20 protein-coding genes are annotated in these 24,285 nt (G+C 65.0%); 10 read left to right on the forward strand and 10 right to left on the reverse strand.

Annotated features, from left to right (window positions below):
- Positions 1-152: 152 nt before the first annotated feature.
- From ACVW1B_RS06030 to ACVW1B_RS06040, 3 genes are all read left to right on the forward strand, one after another.
- A complete protein-coding gene (locus tag ACVW1B_RS06030) occupies positions 153-1,844 on the forward strand; it encodes a methyl-accepting chemotaxis protein (protein ID WP_456781204.1) in 1,692 nt (563 codons plus the stop codon).
- Positions 1,845-2,228: 384 nt separating this feature from the next.
- Positions 2,229-5,408, forward strand: coding sequence for an efflux RND transporter permease subunit (locus ACVW1B_RS06035; protein ID WP_253609625.1), 3,180 nt, complete (start codon positions 2,229-2,231; stop codon positions 5,406-5,408).
- Positions 5,395-6,597 carry an efflux RND transporter periplasmic adaptor subunit gene (locus tag ACVW1B_RS06040; RefSeq protein ID WP_057017653.1) on the forward strand — a complete coding sequence of 401 codons (1,203 nt, stop codon included), beginning with the start codon at positions 5,395-5,397 and terminating at the stop codon, positions 6,595-6,597. The genes ACVW1B_RS06035 and ACVW1B_RS06040 overlap by 14 nt, the downstream gene beginning before the upstream one ends.
- Positions 6,598-6,720: 123 nt before the next feature.
- On the opposite strand, the gene ACVW1B_RS06045 is transcribed toward ACVW1B_RS06040, so the two are convergent.
- Together ACVW1B_RS06045 and ACVW1B_RS06050 are read right to left on the reverse strand one after the other, a co-directional pair.
- Positions 6,721-8,232 (reverse strand): acetyl-CoA acetyltransferase, encoded by a 1,512-nt coding sequence (locus ACVW1B_RS06045; RefSeq protein WP_456821337.1) that lies wholly within the window; start codon positions 8,230-8,232, stop codon positions 6,721-6,723.
- Positions 8,233-8,374: 142 nt separating this feature from the next.
- On the reverse strand, positions 8,375-9,508 hold the full coding sequence (locus ACVW1B_RS06050) for a nitronate monooxygenase (protein WP_456821338.1): 1,134 nt from the start codon (positions 9,506-9,508) through the stop codon (positions 8,375-8,377).
- Positions 9,509-9,786: 278 nt separating this feature from the next.
- Between ACVW1B_RS06050 and yghU the strand changes: the two genes are divergently transcribed.
- A complete protein-coding gene (gene yghU / locus ACVW1B_RS06055) occupies positions 9,787-10,665 on the forward strand; it encodes a glutathione-dependent disulfide-bond oxidoreductase (RefSeq protein ID WP_456781201.1) in 879 nt (292 codons plus the stop codon).
- 68 nt (positions 10,666-10,733) lie between these two features.
- Here yghU and ACVW1B_RS06060 read toward each other — a convergent pair whose 3' ends face one another.
- From ACVW1B_RS06060 to ACVW1B_RS06080, 5 genes are all read right to left on the reverse strand, one after another.
- Positions 10,734-11,009, reverse strand: a complete 276-nt coding sequence (locus ACVW1B_RS06060) for a GNAT family N-acetyltransferase (RefSeq protein ID WP_456781200.1) — start codon at positions 11,007-11,009, stop codon at positions 10,734-10,736.
- 11 nt (positions 11,010-11,020) lie between these two features.
- Entirely contained in the window at positions 11,021-11,635 is a 615-nt protein-coding gene (locus ACVW1B_RS06065; protein ID WP_092083295.1) for a flavin reductase family protein, read from the reverse strand.
- Positions 11,636-11,928: 293 nt separating this feature from the next.
- Positions 11,929-13,203: an acyl-CoA dehydrogenase family protein gene (locus ACVW1B_RS06070; protein ID WP_456821339.1), complete on the reverse strand. Its 1,275-nt coding sequence runs from the start codon at positions 13,201-13,203 to the stop codon at positions 11,929-11,931.
- Between the two features lie 174 nt (positions 13,204-13,377).
- A complete protein-coding gene (locus ACVW1B_RS06075) occupies positions 13,378-13,755 on the reverse strand; it encodes a VOC family protein (protein WP_456821340.1) in 378 nt (125 codons plus the stop codon).
- Positions 13,756-14,100: 345 nt separating this feature from the next.
- The gene (locus ACVW1B_RS06080) at positions 14,101-14,883 is read right to left on the reverse strand and encodes an SDR family NAD(P)-dependent oxidoreductase (protein WP_016845858.1); all 783 of its coding nucleotides are present in this window, start codon (positions 14,881-14,883) and stop codon (positions 14,101-14,103) included.
- Between the two features lie 151 nt (positions 14,884-15,034).
- Here ACVW1B_RS06080 and ACVW1B_RS06085 point away from each other — a divergent pair, with 151 nt between their 5' ends.
- From ACVW1B_RS06085 to ACVW1B_RS06095, 3 genes are read left to right on the forward strand one after another with little or no spacing between them, the layout of a single operon-like run.
- Positions 15,035-15,826 carry an enoyl-CoA hydratase/isomerase gene (locus ACVW1B_RS06085; protein WP_018270541.1) on the forward strand — a complete coding sequence of 264 codons (792 nt, stop codon included), beginning with the start codon at positions 15,035-15,037 and terminating at the stop codon, positions 15,824-15,826.
- On the forward strand, positions 15,823-16,806 hold the full coding sequence (locus ACVW1B_RS06090; RefSeq protein ID WP_456781198.1) for a phosphotransferase family protein: 984 nt from the start codon (positions 15,823-15,825) through the stop codon (positions 16,804-16,806). Before ACVW1B_RS06085 ends, ACVW1B_RS06090 begins: the two co-directional genes overlap by 4 nt.
- A 60-nt stretch (positions 16,807-16,866) precedes the next feature.
- Positions 16,867-17,238, forward strand: coding sequence for a DUF6285 domain-containing protein (locus ACVW1B_RS06095; RefSeq protein ID WP_456781197.1), 372 nt, complete (start codon positions 16,867-16,869; stop codon positions 17,236-17,238).
- 190 nt (positions 17,239-17,428) lie between these two features.
- Here ACVW1B_RS06095 and ACVW1B_RS06100 read toward each other — a convergent pair whose 3' ends face one another.
- Complete coding sequence (locus ACVW1B_RS06100; protein ID WP_456781196.1) at positions 17,429-18,208, reverse strand: enoyl-CoA hydratase-related protein; 780 nt, start codon at positions 18,206-18,208, stop codon at positions 17,429-17,431.
- Positions 18,209-18,428: 220 nt separating this feature from the next.
- Here ACVW1B_RS06100 and ACVW1B_RS06105 point away from each other — a divergent pair, with 220 nt between their 5' ends.
- Complete coding sequence (locus tag ACVW1B_RS06105) at positions 18,429-19,703, forward strand: acyl-CoA dehydrogenase family protein (protein ID WP_456781195.1); 1,275 nt, start codon at positions 18,429-18,431, stop codon at positions 19,701-19,703.
- Positions 19,704-19,718: 15 nt separating this feature from the next.
- Entirely contained in the window at positions 19,719-20,198 is a 480-nt protein-coding gene (locus tag ACVW1B_RS06110) for a GFA family protein (protein ID WP_057015736.1), read from the forward strand.
- Between the two features lie 342 nt (positions 20,199-20,540).
- Here ACVW1B_RS06110 and ACVW1B_RS06115 read toward each other — a convergent pair whose 3' ends face one another.
- Positions 20,541-22,121 carry a fatty acid--CoA ligase gene (locus ACVW1B_RS06115; protein WP_456821341.1) on the reverse strand — a complete coding sequence of 527 codons (1,581 nt, stop codon included), beginning with the start codon at positions 22,119-22,121 and terminating at the stop codon, positions 20,541-20,543.
- 243 nt (positions 22,122-22,364) lie between these two features.
- Positions 22,365-23,240: an SDR family oxidoreductase gene (locus tag ACVW1B_RS06120; RefSeq protein ID WP_456821342.1), complete on the reverse strand. Its 876-nt coding sequence runs from the start codon at positions 23,238-23,240 to the stop codon at positions 22,365-22,367.
- 100 nt (positions 23,241-23,340) lie between these two features.
- Between ACVW1B_RS06120 and ACVW1B_RS06125 the strand changes: the two genes are divergently transcribed.
- Positions 23,341-24,153 carry a crotonase/enoyl-CoA hydratase family protein gene (locus ACVW1B_RS06125; RefSeq protein ID WP_283062863.1) on the forward strand — a complete coding sequence of 271 codons (813 nt, stop codon included), beginning with the start codon at positions 23,341-23,343 and terminating at the stop codon, positions 24,151-24,153.
- Positions 24,154-24,285: the final 132 nt, after the last annotated feature.

The raw sequence follows: 24,285 nt of genomic DNA on the forward strand, positions 1-24,285 counted from the left end.
ATGCCACGGTGTCGAAGAGCGCCTCCGTAGTTCAACGGGGAACCAAATTAACCCTACTTAAGGAGGGGGGCTGGCTTTGATGTCTGCGGCGTCCCGCCACGCCCCAGCCATTCGATCGGGCTTCGCGAGCCCGATATCAAGAGACCCCCACGATGTTCGCCAAATTCTCGATCCGCGCCAAGATTATTGCCGTGGTTGCGTTCCTGCTTGTCGCGATGACGGGCATGGGCCTGCTCGCGGTCGTGAATTTACGGTCGATCAACGCCAACACCGTCGACATCACGACGAGCTGGCTGCCGAGCGTGCGTGCGCTCGGCGATCTGCGCGCCGGCGTCATCACCTATCGCAACGTGATCCGCGAACACATGCTGTCCGAGACGCTGGAGGACAAGCTCGCGCAGGAGAAGACCCTGACCTCGGTGGTCGACGCCAACCTCAAGGTCCGCGCGATCTACGAGCCGCTGATCGCGACCCCCGCGGAGCGCGCGCTCTACGATCAATGGGTCGATGCCTGGACCCGTTACAAGAAGGGCACCGAGGAGGTGATGGCGCTGTCGCGCAGGGATGTCGGCAAGGCCCCGCACGATGCGCATGAGCTGAACGCCAAGACCGTCAACAAGATCGGCCTCGAGGCCGACGAGATCCTGCGCAAGGACATCGAGCTCAACAATGCCGGCGCCGACAAGGCGGCGCAGGACGCGGCAAACAGCTACGCGTCTGCCGTCATGCTGCTTGCGATGATCCTTGGCGCCGCCATCATCGTCGGCGTTGGCGTCAGCTTCCTGATGATCCGCGACGTCTCGGCCGGCATCGCCTCGATCGTGAGCCCGATGCAGGCGCTGGGCCGCGGCGACCTGACCGCAAACGTCCCGCATCAGGGCGAGAAGTCCGAGATCGGCGCGATGGCCGATACGCTGCAGGTGTTCAAGGAAGCGCTGGTCGCCAAGAAGGCGGCCGATGAAGCCGCCGCTGCCGACGCCGATGCCAAGATCGAGCGCGGCCGCCGGGTCGACACCATCACCCGCAATTTCGAACAGATGATCGGCGAGATCGTGCAGACCGTGTCGTCGGCCTCGACCCAGCTCGAAGCCTCCGCCGGCACGCTGTCGTCGACCGCCCGGCGCTCGCAGGAGCTGACCACATCGGTTGCGGCCGCGTCCGAGGAGGCCTCGACCAATGTCCAGTCGGTGGCGTCGGCGACCGAGGAGCTGTCGTCGTCGGTGACCGAGATCAGCCGCCAGGTGCAGGAGTCGGCACGGATGGCCGGCGATGCCGTCGGCCAGGCGCGCACCACCAACGATCGCGTCAGCGAGCTGTCGAAGGCCGCCGCGCGGATCGGCGACGTCGTCGAGCTGATCAACACCATTGCCGGCCAGACCAATCTGCTGGCGCTGAACGCCACCATCGAGGCGGCACGCGCCGGCGAGGCCGGCCGCGGCTTCGCCGTGGTGGCGTCCGAGGTGAAGGCGCTGGCCGAGCAGACTGCCAAGGCGACCGGCGAGATCGGCCAGCAGATCGCCGGCATCCAGACCGCGACCCAGGAGTCGGTCGGCGCGATCAAGGAAATCTCCTCGACCATCGAACGGCTGTCGGAAATCTCGTCCACGATTGCGGCCGCGGTCGAAGAGCAGGGCGCGGCGACGCAGGAAATCTCCCGCAACGTGCAGCAGGCGGCGCAGGGCACCCAGCAGGTCTCGGCCAACATCTCCGACGTCCAGCATGGCGCCAACGAAACCGGCTCGGCGTCGAGCCAGGTGCTGTCGGCGGCCCAATCGCTCTCGGGCGACAGCAGCCGCCTCAAGCTCGAGGTCAGCAAGTTCCTCGACGCCGTCCGCGCCGCCTGATCCGGCGGCGCCGCTGCTCGGGCGGCCGCCATCCTTCGCCTAACCGATGCCGACGTGGTGGGCTGACCCGGCCCACCACGTTTTACATTTTCGCAGGGCAGCGATGCGTTAACCTCGCGTCGGCCGAAATAGCATCCTCGGCCGGCTCGCATTCGCAGCAGAGCCGTCTCTTTTTGACGATGATCCGCACGCGATCGACGGCACGGCGCCCGGCACGGTCGCTCGGAGCGCGCAGCCTCACGCACTATGCCGAGGAAGTGAAAGCCGCCGCGGCTCCGCGGGTTGGCGTTTTGCCCGCCATCGGGTAAATCGGCCGCTGCGGAACGGCTTTTGCAATGTCGATTCCTCTGCCTGGGCGGGCTTCATTTCGGGAACGCTTCTTTTATGATCGCACTGGTCCGTATCGCGCTGAGCCGGCCATATACTTTCGTCGTGCTCGCGATCCTGCTGCTGATTATCGGACCGCTGGCGGCGTTGCGCACGCCGACCGACATCTTCCCGGACATCCGTATTCCGGTGATCGGCGTGGTCTGGCAGTACACAGGCCTGCCGCCGGACCAGATGTCCGGCCGCATTACCACGCCGTTCCAGCGCGCGCTGACCACGACCGTCAACGACATTGAGCACATCGTCGCCAATTCCTATAACGGCGTCGGCATCATCAAGATCTTCTTCCAGCCCAACGTCGACATCCGCACCGCCAATGCGCAGGTCACCGCGATCTCGCAAACCCTGCTCAAGCAGATGCCGCCGGGCGCGACGCCGCCGCTGATCCTGAACTACAGCGCCTCGACGGTTCCGATCATCCAGGTCGCGCTGTCGGGCGAGGGACTGACCGAGCAGAACCTCGCCGATATCGGCATCAACCAGCTGCGCACGCCGCTGGTCACGGTGCCTGGTGCGGCGATCCCGTATCCGTTCGGCGGCAAGCAGCGCCAGGTCCAGATCGATCTCAATTCGACCGCGCTGCAGGCGCGCGGCCTGTCGGGCCAGGACGTCGCCAATGCGCTCGCCGCGCAGAACCTGATCACGCCGGTCGGCACGCAGAAGATCGGCAATTTCGAATACACCATCAACCTCAACAACTCGCCGCTGCGGCTCGAGGAGCTCGGCGACCTGCCGATCAAGCAGGTCAACGGCGCGATGGTCTATGTGCGTGACGTCGCCTCGGTCCGCGACGGCAACCCGCCGCAAACCAACATCGTTCATGTCGACGGCAACCGCTCGGTCTTGATGATGGTGCTGAAGGCCGGCGCCACCTCGACGCTCGATATCATCTCCGGCATCAAGCAGAAGGTAATCGAGGTCAAGGACCAGATGCCGGACGCGCTGAAGATCGGCTTCATCGGCGACCAGTCGGTGTTCGTCCGCGGCGCGATCACCGGCGTCGCCTTCGAGGGCGTGATCGCCGCGCTGCTCACCAGTATCATGATCCTCTTGTTCCTCGGCAGCTGGCGCTCGACCGTCATCATCGCGGTGTCGATCCCGCTGTCGGTGCTCGGCGCCATCATCATGCTGTCCCTGATCGGCGAGACGCTGAACATCATGACGCTCGGCGGCCTCGCGCTCGCGGTCGGCATCCTGGTCGACGACGCCACGGTGACGATCGAGAACATCAATTATCACCTCGAGCAGGGCAAGCCGGTCGAGCAGTCGATCCTCGACGGCGCCAACCAGATCGTGACGCCGGCCTTCGTCTCGCTGCTCTGTATCTGCATCGTGTTCGTGCCGATGTTCTTCCTCACCGGCGTGGCGCGCTTCCTGTTCGTGCCGATGGCCGAAGCGGTGATGTTCGCGATGATCTGGTCGTTCATCCTGTCGCGCACCCTGGTGCCGACCATGGCGAACTATCTGCTGCAGGCGCATGTGCATCATGAGGGCTCGCCGCCGAAATCGCGCAATCCTTTGGTCTGGTTCCAGCGCGGCTTCGAGGCGCGGTTCGAGCGCATCCGCGCCGGCTATCGCGGCCTGCTCGCGATGGCGCTCGGTCATCGCACGGTGTTCGTGAGCTGCTTCCTCGCGGTCGTCGCCGCGTCGTTCCTGCTGGTGCCGTTCCTCGGGCGCAACTTCTTCCCGTCGGTCGATGCCGGCAACATCCTGATGCATGTCCGCACCCAGGTCGGCACCCGCGTCGAGGAGACCGCCAACCAGCTCGCCGACATCCAGAAGGCGATCCGCAAGCTGGTGCCCGGCGAGATCGAGACCATGACCGACAACATCGGCATGCCGATCTCCGGCATCAACATGACCTACAACAACACCGGCGTGATCGGTCCGCAGGATGGCGACATCCAGATCCGCCTCAAGGAAGGCCACAAGCCGACCGAACAGCATGTCCGCGCACTGCGTGAGCAATTGCCGCGGCTGTTCCCGGGCACCAGCTTCGCGTTCCTGCCGGCCGACATCGTCAGCCAGATCCTGAACTTCGGCGCGCCGGCGCCGATCGACCTGCAGATCCGCGGCGCCAATCTCGAGGCCAACTTCGCCTATGCCAACAAGCTGCTGGCCGGGATCAAGCGCATCCCCGGCATCGCCGATGCGCGGATCCAGCAGTCGCCGAACAACCCGACCTTCAACATCGATGTCGACCGCACCCGCGCACAATATGTCGGCCTGACCGAGCGCGACGTCACCAACTCGCTGGTGGTCAACCTCGCCGGCTCCTCGCAGGTGGCGCCGACCTATTATCTCAATCCCGATAACGGCGTGTCGTATTCGATCGTGATGCAGACGCCGCAATACCAGATCGACTCGCTGAGCGCGCTGCAGACCCTGCCGATCACCGCGACCGGCAACACCCAGGCACCGATCCTCGGCGGCATCGCCGACATCAAGCGCGCGACCTCGAGTGCGGTGGTGTCGCAATATGACATCCAGTCGCTGGTGCAGATCTACGCCACGACGCAAGGCCGCGATCTTGGCGGCGTCGCGACCGACGTGCGCAAGCTGATCGCCGACACCGCCAAGGAGGTGCCGAAGGGCTCGTCCGTGGTGCTGCTCGGCCAGGTGCAGACCATGAACTCGGCCTTCACCGGCCTCTTGTTCGGCCTGCTCGGCGCCGTCGTGCTGATCTACTTCCTGATCGTCGTGAACTTCCAGTCCTGGTCGGACCCGTTCGTGATCATCACGGCGCTGCCCGCTGCGCTCGCCGGCATTGTCTGGATGCTGTTCACGACGGAGACCACGCTGTCGGTTCCGGCGCTCACCGGCGCCATCATGTGCATGGGTGTGGCGACGGCCAACAGCGTGCTCGTGATCAGCTTCGCCCGCGAGCGCTATGAGGAACTCGGCGATCCCGTCGCGGCGGCCCTGGAAGCCGGCTTCGTCCGGTTCCGCCCGGTGCTGATGACCGCGCTTGCCATGATCATCGGCATGGCGCCGATGGCGCTGGGGCTGGGCGAGGGCGGCGAGCAGAACGCGCCGTTGGGCCGGGCCGTGATCGGCGGCCTGATCTTCGCCACCTTCGCGACGCTGATGTTTGTTCCCGTGGTATTCAGTATGGTACACAAGAAGCAAGGCGCCAAAGCCGCCGCCTCATCGGAGATTCCGCATGCCGCCCACTGAAAAGCGCCCCCCGGTCTCACGCCGGAAGCTGGGCATCTTCGGCGTGGTGGCCCTGGTCGGGGCGGGCCTGATCGTCGGCACCGGGATCCGCGCCCGTGAGGAACAGGACACGCGGCTGAAGGAATGGACCGACGACCAGGCCATTCCGACCGTCGCGGTGGCGCTGCCCAATGCCAAGGCGCTGAGCCCCACGATCGACCTGCCGGGCCGGCTCGAGGCCTATTCCCGAGCGCCGATCTATGCCCGGGTATCCGGCTATCTCAAGAACTGGGACGCCGACATCGGCGCCCGCGTCAAGGCCGGCCAGGTGATCGCCGAGATCGAGGCGCCCGACCTCGACCAGCAATTGCTGCAGGCGCGCGCCGATCTCGCCAGCGCCCAGGCCTCGGCCAAGCTCTCCGAGGCCACGTTGAACCGGCGCAAGACGCTGGTGGCCTCGAACTTCGTCTCCGCCCAGGAGATCGACGAGCGCACCGCCGACCTTTCCAACAAGAACGGTGCGGTCAAGGCCGGCCAGGCCAACGTCGAGCGGCTGGAAGCGCTCGCCGGATACAAGAAGATCACGGCGCCGTTCGACGGCGTGGTGACCTCGCGCGACACCGACGTCGGCGCGCTGATCAACGCCGGCGGCAACTCGGGCCCGGCGATGTTCACGATCTCGGACATCACCAAGCTGCGCGTCTATGTCAACGTGCCGCAGAACTACGTCCCGGCGATCAAGATCGGCGCCAAGGCGACGCTGGCGCTGCCGGATTACCCGAACCGCACCTTCCAGGCGACGGTGGAAGCCTCCTCGCAGGCGGTCGATGTCGCCTCCGGCACGACGCGGATGCAACTCGGGCTCGACAACTCCTCCGGCGAATTGATGCCGGGCAGCTATGCCAGCGTGAAGCTCAATCTGCAGCGCGAATCCACGCCGCTCAGCATTCCCGCCAGCGCGCTGATCTTCAACAGCAGTGGCCTGCGGGTCGCAACCGTCGGTCCTGACGACAAGGTGCTGTTCAAGACCGTGAAGATCGGCCGCGACCTCGGCAAGGAGATCGAGATCGCCACCGGCCTCGCGCCCGACGATCGCATCATCACCGCCCCGCCGGACGGCCTCGCCGACGGCGACCATGTCCGCGTCACCGGTGCCGGCGCCAAGGGCAAGCCGACCACGGCATCCGAAAAGCAGGACGTGAAGGGGTAGGGCACAAGCTTCCCTTTTGCTTCGTCATGCCCGGGCTTGGCCCGGGCATCCACGTCTTACTTTCTTTCATGAGGCAAAGACGTGGATGGCCGGGACAAGCCCGGCCATGACAGCGTTGGTGGATCAGCCCACCCGCCATTCCAGCATGCCATCGCCGGCGGTGACGATGTTGCCCGTGGTGCCGACCGGCGTGCGGTCCATGTCCTGCAGATAGGCCAGCGTTGCCGTGTCGCTCGCCGGGATGCGGCCGAGCGTGCGGCGGCCGTCTTCGGTGCGCAGCATGGTGACGCCGTGCTCGACCTCGCCATTGGCGCGATAGATCACCGTGAAGGCCTCGACCTTGCCTTTTCCCGCAGCTTCCGCGGTGAAGTCGGGCACGTTGCGCCTGTTGCGGTCGGCCTCCGCCTGCACGCTGGTATCCTGCTTGAGCGCACCGTTCGGCGCCGCGCGCGACAGCACGAGGCCATGATGCTTGGTGACGAAGCCGCCCTGGCCGTAGAGCAGGCCGAGCGCGCCGCCGCTTCTCAATGTGCGCACCATCGCGCAGGCCGAGTGAGTCATGTAGGTGTTGAGCGGCGCGCCGAAGAACGTCAGACCACCCGTCACGGTCGGCTGCACGTCGGCACCGAGGCCGAGCGTCCGGCGCGCCATCTTCGGCACGCAGGGGAAGCAGCTATAGAGCTCGATCGCGTCGAACTTCTTGCCGTCGCCGCCGACGAGATCCATCACCGCCTTCAGCACCGCGGTCTGCGCGTGGCTTTCGACGAACTGATCGCGGATCAGATAGTCGCGCGGCTCTTCCGCCGAGGCGCCGCCGAGCGGATAGATCAGCTTGTCCGCCGGCACGCCGGCCGCGCGCGCTTTCGCGAGGCTGGTCAGGATCAGCGCGCCGCCCATGTTCACCGTCGGGTTCGCCACCATCAGCTTTGTATACGGCCAGGCGATCATCCGGTTGTCGGGCGTGGCCGTGGTGATCTCGTCGCCGGTGAACGTCTTCTTCAGCCACGAGTTCGGATTGTCGGCCGCGACGCGCGCATAGGTCGACCATAGCTCGCCCGATTCCTTCAGCGCATCGCGCGGCGTCTGGCTCCAATGCGCCGATGTTGCGGACTCGTAGAGCGGATAGACCGTGATCGGCCTGAACACGCCGAGGCTCACGGCCATCGGCTTCTGGAACGCGGCGCCGCGCTTCGGCTCCTCCACGTCGTGCGCGAACGGCGTCCACGGCAGCTCCACGCCGGCGCGCTGCGCCTTGGTCGCGGTCGACTGCGCCTCCGCGCCGCAGACCGCGGCAACGCTGCATTCGCCGCGTGCGATGCGCTGCGCCGCCTCATGCAAATAGCGGATCGGGCTCTCGCCGCCGACCGGGCCGTAATAGAGATGCGCGGGCGCAATGCCGAGCCGCTGCGCCAGCTGCTTCTCGGGATCGCGGTAGCGCCAGCTCAGGAAGTTGACGACGTCGAGCGACTGCACGTCGGACAGCAGCCTGGCGCCGCTGTCCGCCTCGGCGCGCTTCAGCGCCTCCTCAAGCAGCGTGAGCGGCTCGAGGCCGGCGGCGATGTCCTTCGGTCGATCGACGATCTCGCCGACGCCGACGATGACGGGAATGCGGTCTTCGGGGATGCTGTTCGACATTCTTGTTGGTTCACTCTGCGGTCTTGGACTCGATGGTTGTTTTGGGGCGTCATTGCGAGCGAAGCGAAGCAATCCATGTTCCGATACGGGGAAAGGCGGATTGCTTCGTCGCTTCGCTCCTCGCAATGACGGGGAGGGATCGTCACTCCGCCACCAGCGCGTTCATGTGCTCGACGGCCTCGACGAACTCTTCCTTGAACTCCTGCACCACGGTGCCGGCGGATTTGACGCTGTCGATCAGGCCGACGCCTTGGCCGACGAAATAGCTGACGAGATCGCGGGCCTTCTCGTTACCACCAGCTGCGGCGCGGTCGATGGCGTTGAAGGCGTCGCGGCTGATGATGCTTTGCAGCGGCATCGGCAGCGCGCCGGGGCTTTCCGGCGAGCGGTCCCAGGCATCGGTCCAGACAGAGCGGAGCTGCCGCGCCGGCTTGCCGGTGCGGCCCTTGGAGCGGATCGCGTCGCGCGAGGAGGCCGCGATCATCTTCTCGCGGAAGATCTCCGAGGTCTCCGATTCCACCGTGGCCAGCCACACCGAGCCGGTCCAGGCGCCCGCCGCGCCCATCGCCATGCAGGCCGCCATCTGGCTGCCGGTCATGATACCGCCGGCGGCGAGCACCGGCACGTCGCGGATTCTTTTGACCGCCTTGATCACCTCGGGCACCAGCACCATGGTCGAGACCTCGCCGCAATGGCCGCCGGCCTCGGTGCCCTGCGCAACCAGGATATCGACACCGGCCGCGACCTGGCGCAGCGCGTGCTCCTTGGAGCCGACCAACGCCGCCACCGGCACGCCGTGCTTGCGCCCCATCTCGATCATCGCCTTCGGCGGCACGCCGAGCGCATTCGCGATCAGCCGGATCGGATGCCGGAACGAGACCTCGAGCAGTTGCAGCGCAGTCTCGGCGTCGAACGGCTGCGGCTGGTTGTCGGCGACTTTCCGGCTGGTCAGCTCGATGTCGTATTTCTTCAAGAGATTGCGGGTGAAGTCGCGATGCTCCTGCGAGACCCGCGCCTCGAGGCTCTTCCAGGTGACGTTCTTCTCGCCCGCGGTCGAGATGTTTTCCGGGATCAGCACGTCGATGCCATAAGGCTTGCCGTCGACATGCGCGTCGATCCACGTCAACTCCTGCTCCAGCGTCTCCGGCGAATGCGCGGTCGCGCCGAGCACGCCGAAGCCGCCGGCGCGGCTGACCGCCGCCACCACGTCGCGGCAATGGCTGAAGGCGAGCAGGGGGAAGTCTACCCCGAGCATGTCGCAGATCGGTGATTTCATGGACTGGTTCTCTCCCGGCGGCTGCTTCTTGTGCTTGTTGGCGTCAGCCGCTGCAACGCTAGCGCATCACGGTCCGCGAAGCCAAGCGGGTTTCGGCCACGGCGATCTTGCGTGCAGGCGCTGCTCCGGCTGCATCCCTCGCGGTGCATTCCGCTGGATAGAAAATGCGATCGCGCGGGGTGGGCAAAGCGCAGCCCGCGCACCATCTAGTGCGGACATGGGATGGGCACGGCGGCCGCCGCGCCACCCGGCAAGAACATGAATCGGGAGCCAACGACGTGAATGACATTCCTGCCTACGAGCCGCCGAAAGTCTGGACCTGGAACAAGGAAAGCGGCGGGCGCTTCGCCAGCATCAACCGTCCGATCGCCGGTCCCACACACGACAAGGAACTGCCGGTCGGCCGCCATCCGCTGCAACTCTACTCGCTGGCGACGCCGAACGGCGTCAAGGTCACCGTGATGCTGGAAGAGCTGCTGGCGGCGGGTCACAAGGGCGCGGAATACGACGCCTGGCTGATCAAGATCGACGGCAACCAGTTCGGCAGCGGCTTCGTCGCGGTCAATCCGAACTCGAAGATTCCGGCGCTGATGGACCGCAGCGGGAAGGAGCCGGTCAGGGTGTTCGAGTCGGGCTCGATCCTGGTTTACCTCGCGGAAAAATTCGGCGCGTTCCTGCCGACCGACGTCAAGACCCGCGCCGAAACCTTCTCCTGGCTGTTCTGGCAGATGGGCGCCGCGCCCTATCTCGGCGGCGGCTTCGGGCATTTCTACGCCTATGCGCCGACCAAGATCGAATACGCCATCGACCGCTTCGCGATGGAAGTGAAGCGCCAGCTTGACGTGCTCGACCGCCGGCTCGCCGACAACGAATATCTCGCGGGCCATGTCTACACCATCGCCGACATGGCGGTGTGGCCGTGGTACGGCAGCCTTGCCAAGGGTCTGCTCTATGGCGGCGGCGAATTCCTCTCGGTCCAGGACTACAAGAACGTGCAGCGCTGGACCGATGCGATCGCGGCACGGCCCGCGGTGAAGCGCGGCCGCATGGTCAACCGCACCTGGGGCGAGCCGTCGAGCCAGCTCCATGAGCGCCACGACGCCAGCGATTTCGAAACGAAGACGCAGGACAAGGTCGGCGAGCCGGTGGCGTCGTGACGAAACGCGTCATGGCCGGGACAAGCCCGGCCATGACGAAATGACAGCTTTGCCAACCCGCCCTGCGATCACCCCAACAGATCGTCATACTCCGGATGCTTCTTCATGAAGCCCTGGATGAATTCGCATTTCACGACGAGCTTGATGCCCTGCGCGCGGACGGCGTCGAGCGTGGCGCGGGCGAGCTTGGAGCCGATGCCGCGGCCGCCGAGCTCCGCCGGCACCTCGGTGTGAACCAGCGTGATCGTGTCCGGCGTCTTGAGGTAGACCACGAAGGCGGTTGAGCCGTCGACGGCGAGCTCGAACCGGCTCTGCGCTTCGTTGTCGCGGAATGTTTCGCTCATTGTCTGATCCTCTATTTCTTTGCGCCCTCGGCCGCGGGGAACACCACGCGGTCGTCGGTGCGGCAATAGCGGTCGGCGAACATGCGGCCGATCGGGTGATAGCGCTCCATGTGGACGCGCATCGCCTCGCGGTCCCACAATTCGTCGCGGATGTGGAAATGGATGCCTTCGCCCATGATCAGCTGGCGGTCGCCATTGACGTCGATCAGCTTCCAGGTCTTGCACTCCATCGCGAACGGCGCATCCGCAAGCCGGGGCACCGCGATCTTGCTCGACGGCGCGAGCTTGAGGCCGAGATAATCAGGCTCGCCGACCTCGGGCGGGAAGTCGCCGGAGGTCTCATGCATCGCGCGCGCCAGCGGCTCGTCGGTCAGGTTGACCACGAATTCGCCGAGACGCTGGATGTTGACCAACGTGTCCTTCTCGCGGCCGTCGGGCCGGCGATTGACCGCAAACATGCAGAGCGGCGGATCTTCGCAGAACACGTTGAAGAACGAGAACGGCGCCGCATTGACCACGCCGTCCGCGCTCGTGCTCGTCACCCAGGCGATCGGCCGCGGCAGCACGAAGGAGGTCAGCACCTTGTAGCGTTCGCGCTGGGTGAGGTCGCTTGGGGAATATTCCATGGGAATGTCCGGAAGTTCGTAGGGCGGGTTAGGGGAGCGTAACCCGCCGCGACCGGACAGCAAAGTAAAAGGCGGGACACGCTCGCGCGAACCCGCCTTGCAGACTTGCTTGTTTGTTCCTTGGAGCGCTCTTCCCTTACTTCGCCCCGCCTGCGGGGAGAGGTCGGATCGCATCGTCAGATGCGATCCGGGTGAGGGGGATTCTCCGCGAGACTATCTCTCACCGTGCTTTCGGAGGCGGCCCCTCATCCCGGCCTTCTCCCCGCAAGAGCGGGGAGAAGGAGAAGAAGCGACTACGGCATGCTCAGCTCGTGGCGGCCGACCACCATCCAGTGCACCTCGTCCGGACCGTCGGCGAAGCGGAGATGGCGGACGTCCTGGTACATTTCGCCGAGCGGGGACCACTGCGAGATGCCGGTGGCGCCGTGCATCTGGATCGCCTGGTCGATCACCTTGCAGGCGCGCTCGGGCACCATGGCCTTGACCATCGAGACCCAAACGCGGGCTTCCTTGTTGCCGAGCACGTCCATCGCCTTGGCCGCCTTCAGCACCATCAGCCGCATCGCTTCGATCTCGCAACGCGCCTGGGCGATGATCTGCATGTTGCCGCCGAGATGGGCGATCTTCTTGCCGAAGGCCTCGCGGGTCAGGCCACGCTGCACCATCATGTCGAGCGCCTTCTCGGCCTTGCCGATGGTGCGCATGCAGTGATGGATGCGGCCCGGTCCGAGGCGAACCTGCGAGATCTCGAAGCCGCGGCCTTCGCCGAGCAGCATGTTCTCCTTCGGCACCTTGCAATTGTTGAAGCGCAGATGCATGTGGCCGCGCGGCGCATGGTCATGGCCGAACACGTGCATGGGCCCGAGGATCTCCACGCCGGGGGTGTCGATCGGCACCAGGATCTGCGACTGCTGCTTGCTCGGCGCCGCGTCGGGATTGGTCTTCACCATCACGATCATGATCTTGCAACGCGGATCGCCGGCGCCGGAGATGTAATACTTCTCGCCGTTGATCACCCACTCGTCGCCGACGAGCTTTGCGGTGGTCGAGATGTTCTTGGCGTCGGAGGAGGCGACGTTCGGCTCGGTCATCGCGTAGGCCGAGCGGATCTCGCCGTTGAGCAGCGGCTTCAGCCACTTCTCCTTCTGCGACTTGGTGCCGACGCGCTCCAGCACCTCCATGTTGCCGGTGTCGGGCGCCGAGCAGTTCATGGTCTCGGAGGCCAGCGGGCTCTTCCCGAGCTCGGCGGCGATGTAGGCGTAGTCGAGGTTGTTGAGGCCTTCGCCGGTTTCTGCATCGGGCAGGAAGAAGTTCCAGAGGCCGACTTCCTTGGCCTTGTCCTTGGCCTTCTGCAGGATCGCGAGCTGCTCGTCCGTGAAGCTCCAGCGATTGGTCTTCTTCTCGCCGGCGCGATAGAACTCGACCGACATCGGGTCGACCGTGTCGCGGATGAACTGCTTCACATGGTCGTAGAGCGGGCGGACCTTGTCCGACATGCGCAGGTCATTGAGCTCGTCGCCTGGACTGAGCGTGTAGTTCGTGGTGCGCGGCACATAGGCATGTTTCACTGTCTTTTCTCCCTCGCGAAGGCGCGTTTCGCGGCGGACAATAGACGCGTGCGACGCCAAGCGCGAGTACCGATTTTCCAATCACCTCTACCGCATCGCGGAATTTAGCGACGGCGTTTCAAACGTTGTTTGAACGCCGCCGCGTGCAGCGTGAAAGATTCCGGCGGACGCCGGTTAGCTCATCCGGTGCATCGCGCAGATCTTGTTGCCGTCGAGGTCGCGCAGATAGGCGAGATAGAGCTTCACGCCAGAACCTTCCCGTACGCCCGGCGGGTCCTCGCAAGGCTTGCCGCCATTGGCGACGCCGGCCGCGTGCCAGGCATGGACCTGCTCCGGCGAAGAGCAGGCAAAGCCGATCGTGCCGCCATTGGCATGCGTCGCCGGTTCGCCGTTGATCGGCTTGGACACCATGAAAATGCCGGCCTTGGTGAGGTACATGATGCGGTGACCGTCAACCCGGGCCGGCCGGACATCGAGCGTGCCGAGCAGCGCATCATAGAACGCCTCGGCCTTGTCCAGATCGTTGGTGCCAACCATCACGTGTGAAAACATCTGAAATATCCTCCCTGCTTGTTAAAAGCCGCCTCATTGCGTCCCTTGCGGCTCAAACGCTAGCAGCAGTTTTGCCGCGACGGAAGCGACGCTGCGTCGCGCGTTGTTCTATCCGTCGCTCTCCGGCCGTCATTCCACGCCGCGCAACTGCGCCGCGAGGGTGCGGATGTATGACTCAACCGCGCGCCACATATTCAGCGTCGTCCCGTTGAAGGCCGGGACCCATAACCACCGATGTCATTTGTGGTGCGATGCTGGTACGACGAGTCCCGTTCACAACATCCGCCGCGGCGTATGGGTCCCGGCCTTCGCCGGGACGACGGCGTTGATGCGGCAAGAGCCGGGCTAGAACGCCGTGTACCCGCCGTCGATCACAAAACAATCCGCCGTATGATAGGACGACGCCTTGCTCATGATGTAGACGGCGATGCCGCCGAAATCGCTCGGCTCGCCGAAGCGGCGCAGGGGGATGCGCGGCATCACATTGGCGACGAACTTGTCGTTGGCCATGATGCCGGCGGTCATGTCGCTCTTGATCCAGCCGGGCAGGATCGCGTTCGCCGTGACGCCGTGGCGCGCGAGCTCGACGCCGAGTGCGCGGCACAGCGCGTTCAGCGCCGCCTTGGTGCCGGCATAGTGCTCGTTGCGCGCGGTGCCGAACAGCGAGGCGAGGCTCGAGGTCGCGACCAGCCGGCCGAACTTGTCGCCGGCCTCGGCGCGGTCGGTCATGTGGCGTGCCGCAGCCTGGAATACGTGAAACACGCCGTCGAGATTGGTCGCGAACATCTTGCGCCATTCCTCCTCGGTGCGGTCGATGAAGGCTCTACGTCCGCCGCCGCCGATGCCGGCGTTGGCGAAGCAGCCGTCGACGCGGCCGAAGGTGTCCAGCGTCGCCTTCATCGCGGTCTTGACCGAGCCGGGATCGCTGACGTCGCAGAATTGCGTCGCGACCTTGCCTGGGCCGGCCTTCATCGAGGCCGCGGCGTTGGCATTTTTTTCCGCGTTGCGGCCCCAGATCGAGACGTTGCAGCCGGCGGCGTTCAGCGCCTGCGCGATGCCGAGGCCGATGCCGCCATTGCCGCCGGTGATGACAGCGACGCGGCCGGTGAGATCGAAGATGCCACTCATTGGGGTTTCCATTTGGTTTGGTGCGCGCTAATCACGCGTTCACGGATGGGCTTGCCGCCGACCATGGACAAGCCCGGCACAAAAATCAAATATGGGTCGAAGCATCGACCTACCGCGGTACCCGCCGCCGAAACAAGGTGAAGAGGAAACCATGCAGTTCAAACACGTCACGCTCGACTTCGACGGATCGGTCGCGATCCTGAGGCTCGACCACCAGGAAGTCATGAACGCGGTCTCGATCGACATGCTGGGCGGGCTTGCCGAGGCGCTCGATGCGATCGACGACAAGCGCGACGAGGTGCGCTGCCTGGTGATCACGGGCGCGGGCCGTGCCTTCTGCACCGGCGCCAATCTGCAGGGCCGCAACCAGCAGAAGCCCGGCAAGAGCAATGCCGGCGCGGCGCTGGAGACCGCGTTCCATCCGTTCCTGCGCCGATTGCGTAAGCTGCACTGTCCGATCGTGACGGCGGTGAACGGCCCGGCCGCCGGCGCCGGCATGAGCTTCGCCCTGATGGGCGACCTCATCCTGTGCGCGCGCTCGTCCTATTTCCTGCAGGCGTTCCGCCGCATCGGCCTGGTGCCGGATTGCGGCTCGACCTGGCTGTTGCCGCGGCTGATCGGCAAGGCGCGCTCGGTCGAGCTGTCGCTGCTCGGCGAGCGGCTGCCGGCCGAGAAGGCGCTGGAGTGGGGTCTCGTCAACCGCGTCTATGACGACGCCGCGCTGATGGAAGAAACCATGAAGCTCGCGCACGATCTCGCCAACGGCCCGACGGTGGCGTTGTCGCTGATCCGCAAGCTCTATTGGGACAGCCCGGAAAATACCCTCGAGGATCAGCTCAATCTGGAATTCGAGTCGCAGCGCCTTGCCGGTAGCGCCGAGGATTTCAAGGAAGGTGTCACCGCATTCCTCGAGAAGCGGCCGGCGAAGTTCAAGGGCAAATGATCGAGACCGAGCTCACCCGCTGCGTCGCCTCGTTTCATCCAGGCGCAACCGGCGTCACCGGCGCGGCAAAACTCTCCGGCGGCGCCAGCCAGGAGACCTGGTCGTTCGACATCGTGCACCCGAACGGCACTGTCGGCGCGATCCTGCGCCGCGCGCCGCCGGGCTACGGTGCCGCTCCGGGCCGCGCCGCCGGCCTCGATGCCGAGGCGACGCTGATGCAGCTCGCGCATGACGCGGGCCTGCCGTCGCCGAAGGTGATGCATGTCTTGAGGCCGGAGGACGGCCTTGGCCGCGGCTTCATCATGGCGCGGGTCGAAGGCGAGACCATCGCGCGGAAAATTTTGCGCGACGAGGGATTTGCCGGCGCGCGGCCGATTCTCGCCCGCCAGCTCGGCCGCGTCATCGCCGGCATCCATGGCCTGCCGAAGGCCAAGCTGCCGAAGCTGCGCAGTCTGACGGCGACCAAGGAGATCGAGGATATCGCCCGCGAATATCACAGCTTCAACTGGCCGCGGCCGGTGTTCGAGCTGGCGTTGCGCTGGCTGCGCGATCACGATCCCGGTCCGTCGTCCGAGATGACGCTGGTGCATGGCGATTTCCGCCACGGCAATCTGATCATCGGTCCCGACGGGGTGCGCGCGGTGCTCGACTGGGAGCTCGCGCATACCGGCGATCCGATGGAGGATCTCGGATGGATCTGCGTCAACTCATGGCGCTTCGGCGAGATCGACAAGCCGGTCGGCGGTTTCGGCACGCGCGAAGATTTGTTCGCGGGCTATGAGGAAGCCGGCCGCAAGGCGGACCCCGAGCGCGTGATGTTCTGGGAAGTGATGGGCACGCTGCGCTGGGGCGTGATGTGCTGCGGCATGATGCAGCGCTTCCGAAGTGGCCCGGATCACTCGATGGAGCGCGCGATGATCGGGCGGCGCGCGTCGGAGACCGAGATCGATCTGCTGCGGTTGCTGGCGCCGCGCGCATGATCCCGAAACGTGGAGACCGGTTTTCGGAATCGATCATGCGCAAGAAAGAGAGCAAGTGACATGCAGGACGAACCGACACCCACCGAACTGATCAAGGCCGTCGCCGATTTCCTGCGCAGCGAGATCGCGCCCGCGATCAAGGGGCACAACGGCTTCAAGCTGCGCGTCGGCATCAACGCGCTCGACCTGGTGACGCGGCAGCTCGCGCTCGCCGAGGCCGGCGATGCGACCGAGGCCGCGCGGCTGAAGCAATTGCTGGGCACCGACGGGACGCTGATGGAGCTGAACCGCGTGCTGTCAAAGAAGATCGCAGGTGGCGAGGTCGATCTGAAAACGCCGGGGCTATCGGAGCATCTCTGGCAGACCACGCTGGACAAGCTCGCCGTCGACCAGCCGAACTACGCGTCATACAAGCGGGAGCTCGAAAAGTAGGATGGGTAGAGCGAAGCGAAACCCATCACGACACGCGGCAAGCGTCGATGGGTTTCGCTGCGCTCTACCCATCCTACGTCGTCATGACAGGATCGCCGTCATTCCGGGATGGTGCGTCAGCACCAGCCCCGGAATCTCGAGATTCCGGGTTCGATGCTTCGCATCGCCCCGGAATGACAGAAGGGACGTGTCACCGCCCGAGCCACTTCGGCGAGCGCTTCTCCGAAAACGCCTTCGGGCCCTCGATATAATCCTGCGAGGCGGCCATCGCCTTCACCGCCGGATATTCGCGCTGCTCGGCCAATGCCTGCTCCAGCGAGACTTCGAGGCCCTTCTGGATCGCCTGCTTGGAGGCGCGGATCGACATCGGCGAGTTCTTGGTGATGGTCTCGGCCCAGCGCTCGGCGGCTGCCAGTGCCTCGCCCTGCGGCACCACCTCGTTGACGAAGCCGAGTTCGAGGCCTTCCTTGGCGCTGACATGGCGCGCGGTCAGGATCATGCCCATGGCGCGCTTCAGCCCGATCTGGCGCGGCAGCCGGTGCAGGCCGCCGGCCAGCGCTGCGAGGCCGACGCGCGGCTCGGGCAGGGCGAAGGTCGCATTCTCGGAAGCGATGATCAGGTCGCATGCCAATGCGATCTCGAAGCCGCCGCCCATCGCGACGCCGTTGACGGCGGCGATGATCGGCTTGTTGCAGTCGAAGCGGGTGGTGAGGCCGGCGAAGCCGCCCTTGTCCCAGCCGCGCTTGCCGCCGGCGGCCTGCCATTTCAGATCGTTGCCGGCGCAGAACGCCTTGTCGCCGGCGCCGGTGACGACCGCGACCCACTGCTCGGGATCGGCGGAGAACTCGTCGAACACCTTGTTGAGCTCGAAATGCGCGTCGATATGCAGCGCGTTGTAGACCTCGGGCCGCGACAGCGTCACGATGGTGATGGGACCCTTGCGCGTCACCTTGGAGAATTTCAGATCCATGTTTGCTCCCGTCGATTTTCTGCGGCGAAGAATATTGCTGATATCCTAGCGCCTGCGCGTCGTTCCGTGCCATCCAATTACGCAAGGCGACCGCGCGTGCAAGCCTCGCTCGCCTGCTTGACTTGGCGACAGGCTTCTCACCTTAATCAATCCGAACGCGGATGCGCGACAGCGTCTAGACGCAAAATCAGAATCAACAATATTTCCGGGAGAGACCGCCTTGGATTTCAACTTGCCGGCTGACCTGACAGCCTATCTCGCCGAGCTCGATCGCTTCATCGAACGCGAGATCAAGCCTCTGGAAGAGGCTGACGACAACATCCGCTTCTTCGACCATCGCCGTGAATGGGCGCGCACCGATTTCGACAAGGGCGGCCTGCCGCGCCATGAATGGGAGCTCTTGCTGCGCAAGGCCAAGAACCTGGCCGATGCCGCCGGCCATCTGCGCTTCGCGATCCCGAAGCGCTATGGCGGCAAGGACGGCTCCAACCTGTGGATGGCCGTGATCCGCGAACATTTTGCCTCAAAGGGTCTCGGTTTGCACAACGACCTGCAGAACGAACACTCGATCGTCGGCAATCTGCCGATCGTGACCATGCTCGACCGCTACGGAACCGACGAGCAGAAGGCGATGATCGACGGCTCGATCACCGGCAAGTACCGCATCACGTTCGGTCTGACCGAGCCCGAGCACGGCTCGGACGCCACCCATATGGAAACCAAAGCGGTTCAGGCCACGCGCGACAACGTCAAGGGCTGGATCATCAACGGCGAGAAGATGTGGACGACAGGCATGCATGTCGCCACGCACTGCGCGCTGTTTGCCCGCACCTCGGGCAATGACGGCGACGCGCGCGGCATCAGCTGCTTCCTGGTGCCGGCGAAATCGGCGGGGGTGAAGGTCGAAGAGTATATGTGGACCTTCAACATGCCGACCGACCATCCGCGGGTCAGCTTCACCGATGTGTTCGTGCCGGAGGATGCGCAGTTCGGCGAGGTCGGCCGCGGCCTGTCGCTGGCGCAATGCTTCGTGCACGAGAACCGCATCCGCCAGGCGGCGAGCTCGCTCGGCGCTGCGGTGTACTGCATCAATGAGAGCGTGAAGTATGCCCGCGACCGCAAGCCGTTCGGCAAGGCGCTGGCGGAGAACCAGGCGATCCAGTGGCCGCTGGTCGAGCTCGCGACCCAGGCCGAGATGCTGCGGCTGTTGATCCGCAAGACCGCCTGGGAGATGGATCAACTGACCCAGGCGCAGGTCGAGCACACGCTGTCCGACCGGGTCTCGATGTGCAATTTCTGGGCAAACCGTCTGTGCTGCGAAGCCGCCGACCGCGCGATGCAGGTGCATGGCGGCATGGGCTATTCGCGCCACAAGCCGTTCGAGCACATCTACCGCCATCACCGCCGCTATCGCATCACGGAAGGCAGCGAGGAGATCCAGAAGCGCAAGGTGGCGGGCTTCCTGTTCGGCTACATGGGAGCCGGCAAGCACTAACGCAGAGGAGGCGGCATGAGCATGGAAGGTGGATGCACCTGCAGAAACGTCCGCTACCGCCTGACCGGCAGGCCGCTGATCGTGCACGCTTGCCACTGCACCTGGTGCCAGCGCGAGACCGGCACCGTGCACGCGCTCAACGCGTTGTACGAGGCCGAGCGGGTTGAGCACATCGCGGCCGAGCCCGAGATCGTCGACACGCCCTCGGCGAGCGGCAAGGGGCAGAAGATCGCGCGCTGCCCCATCTGCAAGGTCGCGGTGTGGAGCAACTATCCGGGCGCAGGACCGGCAGTTCGCTTCGTCCGCGTCGGCACGCTGGACGATCCGAGCCAGTGCCCGCCGGATGCGCACATCTTCACTTCGTCGAAGCAGCCCTGGGTGACTTTCCCGCCGGGCGCGAAAGTGTTCGCCGAGTATTACGATCGGAAAGAGGTCTGGCCGAAAGAGGCGCAGGAGCGGTGGCGCGTCTTGCGGGAGAGGACGGGGAAGAAGTGAAGTGCGACACTCCCTCCACCGTCGTCCCTGCGAAAGCACTAGGGCATTTACACATCTCTTCGAGGCTAGAAAACCGACTCATCATCAAGGGGTTAGCTACTAGGCGAGAGCCGAAATCGGCGGGCGCAACCCTAGTGCAGATGAGTAAGTTCTCTGCGGTTTTCGGCCAACTCTTTGAGAAGACTCCGGAAAGACTGCGGAGGATATGTATATACGCTAGTGCGAAAGCAGGGACCCATAACCACAGTCGGCTATTGGTTGAACGAGATGTGGCCCCAGCGTCGACAGACAATGAACAACGATGGTTATGGGTCCCGGCCTTCGCCGGGACGACAGCGAGGGCTAATTCACCTGCCGGTCCTTGCCCGCCCAATACGGTTCACGCAGGCTCCGCCGCAAAATCTTGCCCGACGGGTTGCGCGGCAGCGCCGGGATGAAGTCGACCGATTTCGGTGTCTTGTAGCCGGCGATCCGCTCGCGTGTGAAGTTGATGATGTCGGCCGCGGTCGCAGTCTTTCCCCGCTTCATCACCACCACCGCCTTCACCGCCTCGCCCCATTTGTCGTCGGGGATGCCGATCACGGCGGCTTCCGCCACGTCCGGATGGTCGCACAGCGCGCTCTCGACCTCGGCCGGATAGATGTTCTCGCCGCCGGAGATGATCATGTCCTTGATGCGGTCGTGGATGTAGAGGTAGCCGTCACTGTCCATGTAGCCGGCATCGCCGGTGCGCAGCCAGCCGTCGTTGTCGATGGTGCGCGCAGTGGCCTCGGGCAGATTCCAGTAGCCGGCCATGTTGGAGCCGGAACGGGTGGCGATCTCGCCGACTTCGCCCGGCGGCAGCGGCTTGCCGTCCGGATCGAGGATCGCAAGCTCGATGCCAGGCAACGCCTTGCCGGCCGAGCGCATCCGGTCCAGCCCCTCGATATGATCCTCCGGCGGCAGCGCGACGATGGTGCCGGTGGTCTCGGTCATGCCGTACATCTGCACGAAGCCGCATTTGAAGACCTCGATGCACTCCTTCAGCAGCGCCGCCGGAATCGGTGAGGCGCCATAGAGCATGTATTTCAGGCGTGAGAAGTCGACCTGCCGCGCCCGCGGCTGCCGCACCACGAACTGCATCGCGGCCGGCACCATGAACAGCTTTGTGATGCCGGACTGCTCGAAGAAGTCGAGCACCTTGGTCGGGTCGAACTCGCGCGCGATTACACCGCGGGCGCCGTGATAGAGGCCCATCACGCCCCAGCCGGAGCCGCCGATGTGGAAGATCGGCATCGCGACCAGCGAGACGTCGTCGGTGGTCCAGCGGTTCCACTCTGGCTTCTCGGCCTCGTTGCCGCTTTGCACGAGGTTGAGGAAATTGGCGTGTGACAGCATCGCGCCTTTCGGCTTGCCCGTCGTGCCCGAGGTGTAGAGCTGGATCGCGATGTCCTTCGGCTCGATCGCAACGCGCGGGTCGTCGCCGCCCTGCGCATCGCGCCAGGCGACGAAGTCGGGCCATTCCGGCGCGCCGCCCTCGGTCGTGATGATGGTGCGGACGCTGGGCAGCTTGTCGCTGATGTTGCGCGCCTGCGTGATGAATTCGAGGCCGACGAACAGGACGGGGGCCTTGCAGTCGTCGACGATGAAGGCGACCTCGGGGCCTGCAAGGCGCCAGTTCACCGGCGCCATCACCACGCCGGCCTTCATCGCGCCCATCAACAGCTCGAAATAGAAGTCGCTGTTCTTGCCGAGATAGGCGATGCGCTCACCCTTCTCGACGCCCATCGCGATCAGCGCGTTGGCGACGCGGTTGGTCTTGATGTCGAACCCGGCGAAGCTGGTTTGCCGTCCCTCGAATTCATAGGCCAGCGCATCGCCGCGGCTCTTGGCGCGCTCGCGCACCATGTCGGCAAGGTTGGTCAGTTTCGGCGCGTCGGACATGTTTCCCCCGTGACGTCTTGTTTTGGTTGCGCGGAGTGTGGCGGCATCGCGCGCGAAAAACAATACGGAGGAATTGGCCACGCTGTTTCAACATCGTCGTCCCGGCGAAGGCCGGGACCCATAACCACGAATCTGTATGTGGCGCGACGCTGGGGCTACAGCGAGCTCAACAACGCGCAGCGGTGGTTTGGGTCCCTTGCTTTCGCAGGGACGACAGTAGTGATTGAGGAGCAAGCGCGGGCCTCAGCCCCGCGCCGCGCGGTCCTTCTCGTTCTGGGCCTTGATCGACTCGCGCGCCTTGGTCCAGTCGTCGTCGCTCCAGTCGCGCAGCTGGTAGAAATTGCCGCCCATCGCGAGCGCCTGCGCGCCGTCCATGGCGATGGTCTCGCCGTTGATCCAGTCGCAGCCGCCGGAAATCAGGAACACCGCGAGGTTCTGTAACTCCTCCATGGTGCCGACGCGGCCCATCGGGTTCATCGCCTTGGTGCGCGCGCCGGCCTCGTCGCCGGGCTTGATGCGCTTGCTCATGCCTTCGGTCGGAATCTCGCCGGGCGCGATGGTGTTCAGGCGGATGCCGTGACGGCCCCACTCGATGGCGAGCGACATGGTCATGGCGTGGATCGCCGACTTGCTCATCGCCGACGGCACCACGTAAGGCGAGCCGTTGCGCACCCAGGTCACGGTGATCGACACCACGTTGCCGCGATGGTTGCCGGCGATCCAGCGCCGGCCCACCGCGTGCGTGACGTAGAAGGTGCCGTGCATTACGATGTTGGCGACCGCATCGAAGCCGCGCGGCGACAATTCTTCCGAGCGCGAGATGAAATTGCCGGCGGCGTTGTTGATGAGATCGGTGAGCGGGCCGCTGGTGGTCCAGATCGCCTCGATCATCTCGTCGACCGCCATGGCGTTGCGGATATCGACGCCGTGGCTGACCACGCGCCCGCCATACTCGGCCATCAGCTCGGTCGCGGTTTCGTCGCAGACGCTCTTGCGGCGGCCGCAGATATGCACCTCTGCCCCGAGCTGCAGGAACCGCGAGGCCATGGACTTGCCGAGGCCGGTGCCACCACCGGTTACCAGTATGCGCCGCCCGGCAAGAAGCTGATCAGAGAACATCGTTTCCTCCACGGGGGTTGTCAGTTAATTGGTCGATTGACTAAAAGCGGACAACGGCCTTTGTGTAAAGCGCCAACAAGGAACAGCGGAGGAGATTTCAATGGAAGATCGCGTTTCGATATCGATTTCGGACGGTATCGCCGATGTCCGCCTGGTGCGGGCGGACAAGATGAACGCGCTCGACGCCGCGATGTTCGAGGCATTGGTGGCCGCAACCGACCGGCTTTCCAGGGAAAAAGCCGTTCGGGTGGTGGTGCTGTCCGGAGAGGGCCGGGCGTTCTGCGCCGGGCTCGACATGGGCCGTTTCGCCGCCATGAAGGACGGCGGTAACGGAGTGCCGGGCGGCGAGAAGCGCGATCTCACCGTCCGCACCCACGGCAAGGCCAATTTCCCGCAGCAGGCGGTCTGGGGCTGGCGCCAGCTTCCGGTGCCGGTGATCGCAGCGGTTCACGGTGTCGCGTTCGGCGGCGGCTTCCAGCTCGCGCTCGGCGCCGACATGCGCTTCCTCTCGCAAGATGCACGGATGTCGATCATGGAAATCAAATGGGGTCTTGTGCCCGACATGGCGGGCACGCCGATTCTGGCGAGCCTCGTGCGCGACGACATCCTGCGCGAGCTCACCTATACCGGCCGCATCTTCTCGGCGCAGGAGGCCCAAAGTTACGGCCTTGCCACCCGCGTCTGCGACGACCCGCGCGCCGCGGCGCTCGAAGTCGCGCGCGAGATCGCCGGCAAGAGCCCGGATGCGATCCGTGCCGCCAAGCGCATGCTCAACAATCTGTCGGTCGACCCGGCGGCCGCGCTGCTCGCGGAATCGGTCGAGCAGCAGAAATTGCTCGGCAGCCCGAACCAGACCGAATCCGTGCGCGCCAATCTGGAGAAGCGCGCGCCAAGGTTTGCGGATGCGGGGTAACGACCGCAGTCATTCCGCAGCGGTGCGCAGCATCGAACCATGGTGCGCAATTGCGCACCGGAGAATCTCGAGATTCCGCGTTCGCGCTCTGCGCGCCCCGGAATGACATTTAACCCGACGAAAGATCGGACA

The sequence above is a fragment of the Bradyrhizobium sp. USDA 4502 genome (assembly GCF_054063355.1).